This window comes from Kribbella flavida DSM 17836, from assembly GCF_000024345.1.
Lineage (GTDB): Bacteria > Actinomycetota > Actinomycetes > Propionibacteriales > Kribbellaceae > Kribbella > Kribbella flavida.
The window spans coordinates 5,787,093-5,799,989 of the sequence record NC_013729.1; the positions used below are offsets into that span (position 1 = coordinate 5,787,093).

The 12,897-nt window shown below is 70.3% G+C and carries 14 protein-coding genes; 3 read left to right on the forward strand and 11 right to left on the reverse strand.

The window, feature by feature from the left end; all coding sequences use genetic code 11:
• Positions 1 to 128 precede the first annotated feature (128 nt).
• Together KFLA_RS26600 and KFLA_RS26605 are read right to left on the reverse strand one after the other, a co-directional pair.
• Positions 129 to 1,166, reverse strand: a complete 1,038-nt coding sequence (locus KFLA_RS26600) for a hypothetical protein (protein WP_012922935.1) — start codon at positions 1,164 to 1,166, stop codon at positions 129 to 131.
• On the reverse strand, positions 1,163 to 1,678 hold the full coding sequence (locus KFLA_RS26605) for an RNA polymerase sigma factor (RefSeq protein WP_237706603.1): 516 nt from the start codon (positions 1,676 to 1,678) through the stop codon (positions 1,163 to 1,165). The genes KFLA_RS26600 and KFLA_RS26605 overlap by 4 nt, the downstream gene beginning before the upstream one ends.
• 203 nt (positions 1,679 to 1,881) lie before the next feature.
• Here KFLA_RS26605 and KFLA_RS26610 point away from each other — a divergent pair, with 203 nt between their 5' ends.
• Positions 1,882 to 2,706: a hypothetical protein gene (locus tag KFLA_RS26610; RefSeq protein WP_012922937.1), complete on the forward strand. Its 825-nt coding sequence runs from the start codon at positions 1,882 to 1,884 to the stop codon at positions 2,704 to 2,706.
• On the forward strand, positions 2,703 to 3,017 hold the full coding sequence (locus KFLA_RS26615; protein WP_012922938.1) for a hypothetical protein: 315 nt from the start codon (positions 2,703 to 2,705) through the stop codon (positions 3,015 to 3,017). Before KFLA_RS26610 ends, KFLA_RS26615 begins: the two co-directional genes overlap by 4 nt.
• A 263-nt stretch (positions 3,018 to 3,280) precedes the next feature.
• Here the strand turns inward: KFLA_RS26615 and KFLA_RS26620 are convergent, their stop codons facing one another.
• From KFLA_RS26620 to KFLA_RS26640, 5 genes are all read right to left on the reverse strand, one after another.
• Positions 3,281 to 4,234 (reverse strand): ABC transporter ATP-binding protein, encoded by a 954-nt coding sequence (locus tag KFLA_RS26620; RefSeq protein WP_012922939.1) that lies wholly within the window; start codon positions 4,232 to 4,234, stop codon positions 3,281 to 3,283.
• Between the two features lie 6 nt (positions 4,235 to 4,240).
• The gene (locus KFLA_RS26625; protein ID WP_012922940.1) at positions 4,241 to 5,053 is read right to left on the reverse strand and encodes an ABC transporter permease; all 813 of its coding nucleotides are present in this window, start codon (positions 5,051 to 5,053) and stop codon (positions 4,241 to 4,243) included.
• A 31-nt stretch (positions 5,054 to 5,084) separates the two neighbouring features.
• Positions 5,085 to 5,876, reverse strand: coding sequence for an ABC transporter permease (locus KFLA_RS26630; protein ID WP_012922941.1), 792 nt, complete (start codon positions 5,874 to 5,876; stop codon positions 5,085 to 5,087).
• A gap of 227 nt (positions 5,877 to 6,103) precedes the next feature.
• Positions 6,104 to 6,721, reverse strand: coding sequence for a MarC family protein (locus tag KFLA_RS26635; RefSeq protein ID WP_012922942.1), 618 nt, complete (start codon positions 6,719 to 6,721; stop codon positions 6,104 to 6,106).
• Positions 6,718 to 7,599 (reverse strand): PHP domain-containing protein, encoded by an 882-nt coding sequence (locus KFLA_RS26640; RefSeq protein WP_012922943.1) that lies wholly within the window; start codon positions 7,597 to 7,599, stop codon positions 6,718 to 6,720. The genes KFLA_RS26635 and KFLA_RS26640 overlap by 4 nt, the downstream gene beginning before the upstream one ends.
• Positions 7,600 to 7,722: 123 nt before the next feature.
• Between KFLA_RS26640 and KFLA_RS26645 the strand changes: the two genes are divergently transcribed.
• The gene (locus KFLA_RS26645; protein WP_012922944.1) at positions 7,723 to 8,127 is read left to right on the forward strand and encodes an NUDIX hydrolase; all 405 of its coding nucleotides are present in this window, start codon (positions 7,723 to 7,725) and stop codon (positions 8,125 to 8,127) included.
• 30 nt (positions 8,128 to 8,157) lie between these two features.
• Here the strand turns inward: KFLA_RS26645 and KFLA_RS26650 are convergent, their stop codons facing one another.
• Genes KFLA_RS26650 through KFLA_RS26665 form a run of 4 tightly spaced genes read right to left on the reverse strand, consistent with a single transcriptional unit; the run spans position 8,158 to position 12,788 of the window.
• On the reverse strand, positions 8,158 to 9,123 hold the full coding sequence (locus KFLA_RS26650) for a sensor histidine kinase (protein ID WP_012922945.1): 966 nt from the start codon (positions 9,121 to 9,123) through the stop codon (positions 8,158 to 8,160).
• Complete coding sequence (locus KFLA_RS26655; protein ID WP_012922946.1) at positions 9,120 to 9,956, reverse strand: MEDS domain-containing protein; 837 nt, start codon at positions 9,954 to 9,956, stop codon at positions 9,120 to 9,122. The genes KFLA_RS26650 and KFLA_RS26655 overlap by 4 nt, the downstream gene beginning before the upstream one ends.
• A gap of 10 nt (positions 9,957 to 9,966) precedes the next feature.
• Entirely contained in the window at positions 9,967 to 12,435 is a 2,469-nt protein-coding gene (locus KFLA_RS26660; RefSeq protein WP_012922947.1) for an ATP-binding SpoIIE family protein phosphatase, read from the reverse strand.
• Positions 12,432 to 12,788, reverse strand: a complete 357-nt coding sequence (locus KFLA_RS26665; RefSeq protein ID WP_012922948.1) for an STAS domain-containing protein — start codon at positions 12,786 to 12,788, stop codon at positions 12,432 to 12,434. The genes KFLA_RS26660 and KFLA_RS26665 overlap by 4 nt, the downstream gene beginning before the upstream one ends.
• Between the last annotated feature and the right edge of the window lie 109 nt (positions 12,789 to 12,897).

Sequence of the window (12,897 nt, forward strand, 5' to 3'; positions counted from 1 at the left end):
ACCGGATTCTGGCGGGCCAACCATGCGTTTGGTGGGTTAACCCAGGACGGCTGGCACCGGTACGCCGGCGGTGGTCGCCGGGTACCGGTACGCCGGCGGTGGTGCCGGCGAGCTTGTGGGTCAGCCGGTTACGGCGCCGGCTTGATGTAGGTGTCCAGGTCCAGCGTGTCGAGCCCGGTCGGCCGCAGCGCGGTGAGCGTCTTCTCGTCGAGCACCCGCAGCGTCACCTGGACCGGCTTGTCGCCGGCGCCCAAGCCGACCGACGCGATGCCCAGCTGCTGGCGCGGCAACGCCTCCACCGCCGCGTGCTGCTTGGCCGCCTCCGCCTGGCTCAGCTTCACCTGCGTGACGCAGAGATTCCCGGCGACCAACGGATCCAGCGCACGCCGCACCTGCCCGAGGTCCCCGCGCGCGACCCCGATCATCACCACGCTCGGCTTGGTCGGCGGCGCCCCGGGCGTCGTGTCCGTCGGAAAACCCTCCGGCCACCCGATCCACGCATTCTGCAACTGTCCACTGCGCGCCCGGACGAAGGACTCGACGGCCGGCGTGATCCACAACGACGCGTCGCCCTTCTTCCACCCGCCGGTCGGCGCCGCACACGGCACCTTCTCCGCCTGCTCCGAAGCCGGCGGACGCGGAGCACTCTGCTCGTCGACCGCGATCTTGCCGCCGTTCCAGACGCCCACCAAGTGAGCCTGGCCCGTCGTGACTCCCTGAATCGTGCTTGCGTTGGCCAGCTTCTCGAGATCGACGCCCGTCACCTCCACCGATTCACCCGGCGCACAGGCGGGACGCTGCTCCCCCGGTACGACGTACGGCGTGGGCATGGACACCGGCAGGCAGTACTGAACCGGCTCACCCGGCGCGGCCACCACCTGCCCGTCGACCGCGACCCGGTCCCCGTCACGGACGAGCAACGGGTGTTCCTTGTCGTTGCCCGGGGCAATGGCCAGCGGCGGCTCGCTCCGGTCCGGCAGCACCACCAGCGCTGCCGTCGCGATGACCGCCACACTCGCCGCCGCCAGCGCCGGAACCACCCAGCGACGCGGCGCCCGCCGTCCGGTGATCCGCTCCAGATCGGGCTCCGGCGGCGACGGCTGGTCGGCCCGCCAGCGAGCACCAGCCCGTGCGAGCAGCTCGTCGACCTCGTCGGTCGGTGTCATTCGCTGACCTCCAGCAAGCGGCGCAGGCGAGCCCGCGCGTCGGACAGTGTGGATTTCACGGTGCCTTCGGAGCAGCCCATCACCGCCGCCGTGTCGGCCACCGACAGATCGGCGAAGTAGTAGCAGTCCACCGCCAGCCGCTGCCGCGCGGACAGCACCCCGAGCGCCTGCTCGACATCCAGCCGAGCGTCCAGATCGGCCCGCGGCGCGACGCCGTCGTGGTCCGCCAGGTCGGCCACCGGCCGCACCCGCCGAGCCGCCTTGCGCGCCTGGTCCGCGGTGATCGCCAGCAACCACGCCGACGCCGATCCCCGCGTCGCGTCGTACTGCCCCCACTTCGACCAGGCCCGCGCGAGCGCCTCCTGCACGACGTCGTCCCGATCGGCGCCCACCGCCAGCCGCCCCGCCAACCGGGCCATCGCCGGCAGATGCGGCCGCACCCACGCGACAAACCCCGCCTCGTCCCCAGGCGGCGCCACCCCACGCACCCGGCCGATCATCGTCGTCGCCACACCCTGTCTACCCTCTCCACCCCACGCCCGGTTGGGTCCCCACCCCAGATTGCCCAACGAAGCCAGCCACCCCGAGTCATGCCCGTACCAAGATCCCCACACAACCGAAGCCCACCCGACTTATCCACAGATCCGGATTTCCCACCCCACAGCCCCTCCCCCGCTGACTACCGTCGAAGCACGACGACCACTGGGGGATCGAGATGCCTGCAACGCCGAACCCGCCCGACCTGCCGGAGCCCGAGGACCTGCAGGCGGAGTTTTCAGCTGCAGGCCACGACCTCGACTGGGGCGATCCGGTTCCGACGCGCGCGGACATCGTCGCGGAGTTCGGCCCCGAGGCGACCGCAGCAAGCTTCACACTGCTCAGACGACTTCTCGCACATCACGACGAAGCAACTCGGCAATTCCTGCACGCGATCCGGTCCGGAGACGTACCCCACGAACTCGATCATCGAATCAAGTCGCCCCAGTCCCTGGCGCGAAAGCTGTGGAAGTACCGGCACATGCAACTCCCGGTCGACGACGTACTCCGGTACACCGTGGTGACCGAACACCCCGACAGGCTGATCGACTCCGCCCGCGAGACCGTGGCGAGGCTCGCGGAGACCGGATGGCAGGTCCAGTCGGCGCACCAGTCCTACGTCGACGGCAGCCGCTACAAGGGCATCCACGCCATCATGCGGACGGCAACCGGCACCGAGGTGGAGGTTCAGTTCCATTCGGTGGAGTCCATTCAGGTCAAGACACGGACCACCGGCCTGTACCACGTCGAACGCGACCCAACGCAGCCCAAAACCGTCCGCGCCGAGGCCACTGCCGAAGCTGTCCGGCTTTCTGCCGCGATGAGACAACCCGCCGGTCTCGACGCATTCACTGAACTGGGCGGCTGCCGGGTAGAGGCCAGGCGATACGGTTCTTCGGACCGACGACCGCCGCGCCGGACGGCGGCCCAGTCGACGCGACATCCCGCGAGAGGTGTCAACCCGGCGAGTGAACGCACCAACGACAACGGGAGAACGACATGACGAGGCTGTTCCTGGCGAGGCAAGCTGAGCGAACGCTCTGGGTCGTAGCCCTGATCGACGCCGACATCTGGTCCTACGTCCCGAACACCGGCAAGTTCCACCTCAACCTTGGCCTGCGGGACGAGTACTTCGTCGGCGGCAATCTCACGTTCACCGAGATCGGTGTCGGCGAAGCCCGCCGGCTGGTGGCGGACGAAGTCGGGCGGATGGACAACCAAGGCCTCAACCAGGCCCTGCACGCCTGGGAGGCCGACACCAACACCCTCGATCCTGACACCGTCTTCGCGACGGCTACTGCCGACCGTCCCTGACGATGTCGCTGTCGGCCGAGGATTCGGTCGCAGATGGCGGACCTTTACCCAAATGGACAGGTCGACAAATCTCCCTGTGCTGCGCGATTGTCCGCCGTCCGGTCGTCCTATCGTGCATTTCGCGTTGCCCACTTGAGGAAGCGGCTGTCTAGCGCCGCACGACTGGCGTCGTCTGCGATGGCTGGCGCCTCCGACGATCAGTAGATGGCTTGTACGGCGCCAGTCGCGGCACTGGCCGCCAGTCGTGGCATTGGCCGCCAGCCTCACCGCGCCGCACCCGCGTACAGCTTCGCGATGATGGCCTCGATCGGTGGTTCCAGTACCGACAGGTCCACCAGGGGGTACCGGGCGGCGATCTCCGCGACCAGGGGCGCTGCCGACGTGCTGGGCGGGAAGGAGAGCCACTGGCGTGGGCCGTCCGTGCGGGTGACCGTGGCGCCTTGGATGGTGATCGGTGGAAGGGACGTGGCGAGGTCGACCACGAGCGTGCGGGGGGCTGACTGGGAGGCGCGGAGGCCGGTGAGGGTGCCGTCGTAGACCTGGCGGCCGTGGTCGATGACCATGACGCGGGAGCAGAGGGCTTCGATGTCGTCGAGGTCGTGGGTGGTGAGGATGACGGTGGTGCCGCGGTCGCGGTTGAGCTGGGCGAGGAACTCGCGCAGGCGGGCCTTGCTGACGATGTCGAGGCCGATGGTCGGTTCGTCGAGGTAGACGATCTCGGGGTCGTGCAGGAGGGCGGCGGCGATGTCGCCGCGCATGCGCTGGCCGAGCGAGAGCTGGCGGACGGGGACGTCGAGCAGGTGGCCGAGGTCGAGCAGGTCGACGAAGGTGGCCAGGTTCTCGCGGTGCCGGGCGCGCGGTACGCCGTACATCTTCTGCAGGACGGCGTAGGAGTCCTTCAGCGGCAGGTCCCACCACAGGGTGGTGCGCTGGCCGAAGACGACGCCGATGCGTTTGGCGAGGTTCATCCGGTGCCGGGACGGGTCGACGCCGGCGACCCGGATGGTGCCTCCGGTGGGGACCAGGATGCCGGTGAGCATCTTGATCGTGGTGGACTTGCCGGCGCCGTTCGGGCCGATGTAGCCCATCACCTCGCCGGGTTCGACGGTGAAGGACAGGCTGTCGACGGCGCGGACCTCTCGCCGGGTACGCCGCAGGCCGGTGCGGGTGGAGACGGTGAACGCGCGGGACACGGAGTCCAGCTCGATGACGGGCACGACGGATCAGCTCCCTGTACTGCGGTAGCGACGGAGACCGCCCCGCCAGCCGAGCGACGCCAGCGCGATCATCACGACGGCGACCACCGGGGCGAGCAGGCCGATCCAGGACGGCAGTCCCAGCGGGGCGGGTTTGCCCAGTACGAAGAGCACCGGGTAGTAGTTGACGAAGGCAAGCGGTACGACGAAGGTGACCGCGCGCACGATGTCCTTGCCGAAGATGGTCAGCGGGTACTGCGTGAGCTGCTGCCCGCCGTAGGTGAACGAGTTCGCCAGCTCCGCGGAGTCGATCGAGATGAACTGGAACGCTCCGCCGAGCACGAAGATCGACGCGAAGATGAGCGCGCCGCTGATCAGCGACAGCGCCAGGAACAGCACCTTGGCCACCGTCCAGTCGATGTCGACGGCGGCGATGCCGAGTCCCAGGACGAGCCCGGCCTGCAGCGGCCGGCCGAGGCGCCGCAGGGCGAAGTTGTCGGCGACGGCCTGGATGAACGCGGGCACGGGCCGGACCAGCCAGACGTCCAGGTCGCCGGTGCGGATCCGCTGGCCGACGCGTTCGATCGACCCGGTGACCAGGTCGGCGAGGCCCAGCGTCATCGACGCGGTCCCGTAGAGCAGCGCCATCTGGCCGAGCGTGAACCCGCCGAACGTCTCGATGTGGCTGAACATCAGCAGCACCGCGACGAAGTCGGTCACCGTCATCAGCGCCGACCCGACGAGCATCAGCGCGAACGACGCCGGGTAGGCCAGCGACGACCTGATCCACATCAGCACCAGCATCCAGTACTGCCCGGGCCAGGCCGTTGCCCTACGCATCCAAAGGGCCCTGTCCACCGGAGAAGAACCATCAGCCACCGTGAATCACCACCTTCCGGGTAGCCAGCACGGTCGCCAGCCCGCCCGCCACCAGCAGCACCACCAGCCAGCCGAGCTGGAACGCCAGTGCCTGGACCGGCGCGTCCTGCCCGAGCCAGACGTCGATCGGCACCTGCATGGTGGCCGCCCACGGTGTCGCCCGAGCGAACTCCCCGAACCAGCCCGGGAACACCACCAGCGGCAGGATCGTGCCGGAGAAGAACAGCGAGAGCATCAGCGCCAGGTTCTCCAGCCCGCGCGAGTCGGTGATCCAGAAACCGGACAACGCGACCAGGTACCGGAGGCCGAAGCTGACCACGATGCCGAAGAACAACGCGACGGCGACCGCCAGCCCCTGCAGGACCGACGACGGGAACCGAAGATCGAACACCAGCGACCCGACCAGCAGCGGTACGCCGCCCCGGGCGATCAGCTGGAACCCGGCCCGGCCGGCGTCCACCGACAGCCACCACCACATCAGGTGCGTCGGCCGGTACAGGTCGACCGCGATCTCGCCGGTCCGGACCCGCTCGCCGAGCTCGACGGTGGTGCTCGCGCCGAAGATCCCGATCGGCATCAGCAGGCCCTGCTGCAGCCAGACGAAGGTGAGCGCGTCGGTCACGTCGTACCCGCCGAGGTTCGGCCGCTGCTCCCACAGCGTCAGGTAGACACCGCAGAAGATGAACCCGAAGACCGTGTTGGTGAACGCGCCCGACAAGGTGGCGATCCGGTACGTCGAGAACCGGCGGAACGACCGGACCGCGATCGCCCAGTAGACGCCCACCGTGACCTCCTAACTCGTTCGAGAAGGTGGTGACCGGCAGGCACAGCGGCACGCTGAACTGCCCCGGATCCTGACGGACCCGGGGGTTCGGACACCACTGTGGCGGCACGCGGAGCATGCCGTTGTCAAAGGGAAGGGAGAGCGACGGTACGCCGGTCCGCCGCCGGGCGTCAACTGCGATGTCCCCGGCCAGGACCGGCTCCCCCGGCCCGAGCGGCGCAGCGGTGTCAGCCCGCCCGGATGAAGTCCGCGACCGCGTCGGCGACCAACTGGACGGCGATCGCGCTCAGCAGCAGACCGGCGATCCGGGTGACCAGGAGAACGCCGTTCTCGCCGAGGATGCGCATGATCACGCCGGAGAACCGCAGCGTCAGCCACATCACCAGGTGGATCAGCACGATGCCGACCGAGATCGCGGCCACGTCCCGGAACGACCCGTCGGCACGCTGCACGAACACCATCGTCGCGACGATGGCGCCCGGCCCGGCCAGCAGCGGCGTACCGAGCGGGACGAAGGCGATGTTCGCGTTCTTGGTCTGGACCGGGTCCTCGGCGGTGTCGGTCAGCAGCTGCAGCGCGATCAGCAGGAGCAGCAGACCACCCGCGACCTGCAGCGCGGGCAGCGTGATGCCGAGGTTGTGCAGGATCTGCTGCCCGAACGCGGCGAACACCACGATCACGCCGAACGCCACCAGCACCGCCTGCCAGGCGGCCTTCTTCCGGACCGCGCGGGACTGCCCGGCGGTCAGCGAGATGAACACCGGCACGGTGCCGGGCGGGTCCATGATCACGAACAGCGTGACGAAGACCTCGCTGAGCAGGGCCAGGTTGATCAGGTCGTTCACGGCAGGTAGACCTCGGGCCCGGTCGTGGCGCTCGCCGCGGCGTTCGCCTTCGCCACCTCGAGCAGCCGCTCGAACTGCTCCGGCTCGGTGCTGTTCACGCCGAGCTCGTGGTCGATCTTGCCGATCCCGTGGTGGTCGCTGGAACCGGTGTAGATGATGCCGAGGTCGCGGGCGATGCCGCGCAGCGTCTCCCGTGCCTGCGGCGGGTGGTCCTGGTGGTCGACCTCGATACCGGCCAGCCCGTGGTCGTCGACCAGCTGGGCGATCGTCTCGGCGGTGACCACCTTGCGGCTGGACCGGCCCCACGGGTGCGCGACCACCGGCACGCCGCCGGCCTCGCGGACCAGGTCGATCGCCCGGCCCGGGTCGATCGCGTAGTGCGACACGTGCCCGGGCCGGCCGTCGGCCAGGAACCGGTCGAAGGCCTCACCGCGGTCGGCGACGGTGCCGTTGGCGACCAGCGCGTCGGCGACGTGCGGCCGGCCGACCGACGGCGTACCGGTCGCCTGGGCGAGCACCTCGTCGACGGTGAGCGCGACGCCCAGCCCGTTCAGCCGGGCGACGATCGAGGGAATCCGGTCGGTCCGGCCGTCGCGCACGATGCGCAGCTCGTCGGCCAGCGGCTGGTACGACGGGTCGGGCAGGTAGCCGAGCAGGTGCACGGCGATGCCGTTCAGCTTGCAGGAGATCTCGATCCCGGGGACGAACCCGATGCCGAGCTGCTCGGCGGCCCGCCGGCCCTCCGCCCAGCCGTCGGCCGTGTCGTGATCGGTGAGCGCGATCACGTCCAGGCCGTCCCGCTTCGCGTGCGCGATCAGGACGTCGACCGGGTCGGTGCCGTCCGAGCGGTTCGAGTGGGTGTGCAGGTCGATGCGCACGGGTGATCGGGATCCCTTCTCTGGACATCTGTCAGCGCTGATGCTATCCGGGCGGGCCGCGGGAACCGCGCTCGTCGTCCACCGCCGGGTGCGGCCGGGCGTCCTGGCCCCTATCTTTTGTGCATGGAGCCGGAACGGGTCGACTGTGTGGGTGCGCTCGTGTACGACGAGCAACGGCGGCTGCTGGTGGTCCGACGAGCCAACGAGCCGGGCCGGGGCCTGTGGTCGTTGCCGGGTGGACGGGTGGAGCCGGGTGAGGACGACCCGGCCGCGGTGGCCCGCGAGGTGGCCGAGGAGACCGGGCTCGAGGTGGTCGTCGGCGACCTGGTCGGCGAGGTCGAGCGGGAGGGCCCGCGGAACCGGCTGTACGTGATCCGCGACTACCAGGCGCAGGCGGTCGGCGGCAGCCTGACGGCCGGGGACGACGCGTCGGACGCCCGCTTCGTCAGCCGGGAGGAGTTCGAGAACCTGCCTACCACGACGCTGCTCGCCTCCACCCTCGCGCAGTGGAACGCCCTGCCGGGCTGACACCCGGAAGTGAGCGACGAGCCGTTCGGTTCAGTTGAGCGGGGGCGCGTCCAGGGCGATGAACGCGTAGACGGTCGTGCCGTGCTCGTCGGTGTGGGTGCGGACGAGATCGGCCATCTGGTTGACCAGCAGCAGGCCGCGACCGTTCAACTGTCCCGGGTCGGCCGGGATCCTGCCCGCCAGCGGGTCGGTCAGCCGTCCGCTGTCGCTGACCTCGCAGACCAGGTGGTTGGCGTCGCGCCAGATCCGCAGCTCACCTTCGCCGTCGGCATGGCGGATGCTGTTCGCCACCAGTTCGGTGGCGATCAGTTGCAGGTCGGCCATCCGGTCGCCGAGCAGGCCCAGGCGTTCGGCGTGCTCGCCGGCGAACTTGCGGGCGTCCCGCAGCCGGATCGACTTGCTGATCGGCAGAACCGCGACGTCCCCGGGCTTGTCGGGTTCGTCCAGCGGTTCGTTGTACCGGGCGACGATCGCCTCCGGCGCGTACTTGTCGCTCGGGTAGCTCCGGCCGCCTTCCCAGACGACGGGGTGCGTGAGCAGGGCGTCGTCCACGACTCGGTCGTCCAGCGCGGACAGGTCGTACGGGCAGACGATCGTGACGTCGCGGCCGGCGAATGCCAGGTTGATCAGTGCCTCGTGCTGGGCGCAGGCCGGGTACTCGAGCTCGCTGCGGCCGGCCCAGATCGGCTCTCCGATGATGCGGACGTGCGTGTCGGCGTGGTCGTCGGCGAATCGGCGCAGCACGGTGGGAATGATCCGCCCCGGGTTGCGGCCGGCCTGCTCCATGTTGATCAAGGTCACGTCCGCGGCGGCGTCGCCGAGTGCCTCGCGCAGCAGCCGGAGCCTCGACTCGGGCACTGCGACCGCCACCGGCTGGCCCAGGGCGAGCCCCTCGGTGATGAACTGCACGAGGCTGTCCGTGTACTCCTGGTCGGTGCGGTAGAACAGCGCCGGATGGACGAAACCAGTGGTCGGTCTGGTGGCAGTCGTGGTCATGCGGCCTCCACACGGACGCGGGGAAGGTGCAGCAGCTCCACCAACCGGGAGGCTCCCGGCCACGACGTCCGAAGTACGACGTCGACACCGCGGTCGGCGGCGTGCCTGGACAGGCGCACCAGACCGGCATGGTCGACAAAAGTCAGTCCGGTGCCGTCGAGGACCACCTGGTCGCTCGCGGCTTCCAGTTGTGCCCGCTCCAGCGCCAACGCGAACAGGTCGTCGCTCAGCACGTCGAGCTCACCGGTGAGCGCAGGGGCTCCGCCGGGGGCGGCGTGCAGGCGGAAGTCGACGACCGCGTTGGTGTTGGGATGCAGGCAGGCGAGCTGCGCGATCGCCGTGTCCGCCAGCTGGTTGCGGTCGTAGGCGCACAGCGCGGAGAACGGGCGATCGGCCATGTACCGGTCGATCAGGTACTCGTACCGGGCGAAGGCGTCCAGCTGCTCCGCGCTCAGCACCAGGCGGGTGGCCTCCGCGGCGACCCGCAGGCCGGCGAAACCGTCGGCCAGCGCCTGGTCGGTCGCGGCGGCGTAGGTCTCGACCTGGTCCTCGGGCCGGATCACGGATCCCACCGGATAGGTCGTGTCCAGCGATGCCACCCGGGCAGCGCCGGACCGTAACGCCCAATCCATCCCGTCGATGCCACGCAGCTCCTCGGTCAGCTCCGAGACATCGCCCGGAGCGGTGTACCAGACGCGGTACCCGCTCGCGAGGCCGTCAACCAGGAACTCGCGAACCCGCTCCTGGAAGTCCGCGGGCGCGTCGTACTGCCAGCACACGTGATCGTGGGCGCCCAGCCCGCGCACGTGGTCGACCAGTCCAGACGCTCGCATGGCGGCGAGTCTACCGATGCTTTGCCGGTTGCGTGACAATCTCCGCCCACACCACCTTGCCGTCGGGGGTACTGCGGGTCCCCCAGCGCGCCGCGAACGCGTTCACCAGGTACAGACCGCGGTGCTGCTCCTCCTCGACGGACGGCTCGAACAGGCGGGGCGTGGTGGCGCCGTGATCGGCCACGTCGACGGTCAACCGGGTGCCGTCGTGGTGCAGCCGGAGGGTTCCGGGCTCACCGGTGTGACGCACCGCGTTGCTGACCAGCTCGACGGTCACCGTGAGTGCGCGGTCGATCACGTCGGCCAGGCCCCACTCCGTCAACCTGTCGCGGACGAACGCCCGGGCCTGCGCGCCGATCGCCGGGTCCGCGGTCAGCGGCAGTGAGGCCGTCCGGCGGTAACCCTCGAGGTGGTGCACGTGCAGCAGCGCCACGTCGTCGTCGTGCTCGTGATCGGTGAGCCGGTCGATCAACTGGTCACAGGCCGCCTGCAGATCCAGCTCGCCGGACAGCTCCTCCAGCCCCGCCACGAGGGCTTTCAGGCCGTCAACGACCGTACGCCGGCGGCTCTCCACCAGCCCGTCCGTGGAGAGCGTCAGCCGAGCCCCCGGGGGGAACGCGGTCTGCTGCTGCAGGAACGTGTCGCCGACACCGAGCGGCATGCCCAGCCCGTCCCCGATCAGCCGGGCCGGCTCACCGGGCGCCATCAGGACGGCCGGCAGGTGGCCGGCGTTGGCGATCGTCAGCGACTGGTCCACCGGGTCGTGCACGGCGTACAGGCAGGTGACGAAGGTGGCGCCGGCGGTCGTCTCCGCCAGGTGGGAGACGTGCTGCAGCAGGTCGGCGGGCGGCAGGTCGAGCAGCGCGTACGAGCGCACCGCCATCCGGATCTGGCCCATCACCGAGGCCGCGGTGACGCCCCGGCCGACGACGTCGCCGATCACGAACGCGGTCCGGCCGGCCGGCAGCTCGATCACGTCGAACCAGTCCCCGCCGACCTCGGAGCCGGTCGCGGCCGGCAGGTAGCGCGAGGCGATCTCCAGGTGGGCGATGCGCGGCACGGTCGGCAGCATGCTGCTGGCCAGCTCGGTCGCCATCCGCCGCTGCCGGGCGAACAGCCGGGCGTTGTCCAGCGCGATCGCGGCGTACCCGGCGATGCCCTCGGCCAGCTGCTCGTGCCGGGCGGTGAACCGGCCGATCTCGGAGTGGCCGAAGAAGAACCCGCCGAGCACCTCCTGCGACGACGGCGAGATCACCGACACCGCCAGGTAGCTGTGCACCGGCAGGTGCCCCGCGGGCATCCCGTAGTACGGCGCGTTGCGGCCGTACCGCGGGTCCATGGTGATGTCGTCGGAGCGCACCGTGCCGTGCCCGTCGAAGGTGGCCGAGAAGACCGCCGTGTTGCGCGGCATCGGGAACTGGGCGAAGGCCTCGCGCGGCACGCCGGCCAGGGTGTAGAGCGTGTACGACTCGCCGTACTGGTTCACCAGGTTGTAGAAGAACGCCCCGAACTCCGCGCCGGTGGCCTTCGTCGCGGCGTCGGTGGCGTCCTGGACGAGGGTGTCCAGGTCCAGCTGCGCGGTCAGCCGGCGCCCGACCACCTGCAACGTGTCCACCAGGGCCGCCTCGGCCTGCAACCGCCGGACGGCGTCCTCCAGCTCGGCTGCCTGGGTGCGCGACGACTCCTCCAGCACCCGCAGGTGCTCGCGCAGGGCGTCGCGCTGTGCCTCCAGCCCGAGCCGGCCCGAACCGTTGTGAGCGTGGGTCAGCAAGCCGGCCCGGACGCTGACGGCCACCGGCTGGAACAGGTCCGCCGCCTCGACCGGGATGGTCGCCCGGGAGAACATCACCACGCAGAACACGTTGCCGCCGGGCAGCACCCCGCCGAAGCCCAGCACCGAAGCGATGTCGTGGTCGCGGACGAAGTCCTGGTCCGGGAGCCGCTCGCTGCCGACCGCCTGCTGGACGTGGAACACCCCGAACCGCTCGTGCTCGGCGCGGACCGACCCGGCCACCACGTCCTCGGCCCGCAGACCCAGCGCGGACACCAGAGCCGAGATCAGCGGCGCCGTGGTCACCGTCTCGGTCGAGATCAGCGGGACGACCCGGTGCACGCGGGAGGCGGTCCGGTCGTTCCAGACCGGGCGCCGGCCCGCGCTCGCGTCCAGGGTCAGGCAACGCAGGTCCGGGTCGGCCACGCCCTCCGTGCGGCTCCGCGCGATCCGCTGCTGCTCGTCGTCCAGGTCGGCGAACCGCCGGGTGGACAGCAGCCGGACCACCTCGAGGACCGGCTCACCGTTCTCGTCGAGGAAACCGTCCCGCAGATGCCGGACCACGCCCTCCGCCGCCGGCACAAACCCGTCGGCGGCCTCCGCGAGCGTCCGCAGCTCGGCGGCCATCCGGACCATGTCCGACAGACCGAAGGCGGCGAAGTCGTAGCCACCCCGCGGCTGCTCGGCCACGGACAGCTCGGCGATCACGACCGGCCGGAGCCGCCGTGCACGCTGGGAACCTCGGCGTGGATCTCCAGCAGGCGGTGCAGCATCGTCACGGTGATCGCGGCCTCGACCTGCGGGCGCAGCCGGGCCAGCGACAACGCGCCGCCCGCCGCGGCGGCGGTCTTGTGCAGACGCACCAGCGCGCTCAGCGCACTGGAGTCGCAGAAGGTGAGGTCCACCAGGTCGAGCACCAGTGACCGTCCCGACGCCGCGAGCGGCTCGACGACCTCGAGCAGCTCCGGGGTCGTCCCGAAGTCCAGTTCACCGGTGACCTTCGCCACCACATCCGCACCGCGATCGTCGACGTCGATCGTCAGCAACAACTCGTCACTCACCGTGGCCCCTTAACCCTGTCCAGCAACTGCGCCTGTTCGGGCGGCAGGGCTGTCCGGCAGCGCGAAGTGCACGCCGTCGCCTCCCCATCACCGCGGGCGCGGACACAAT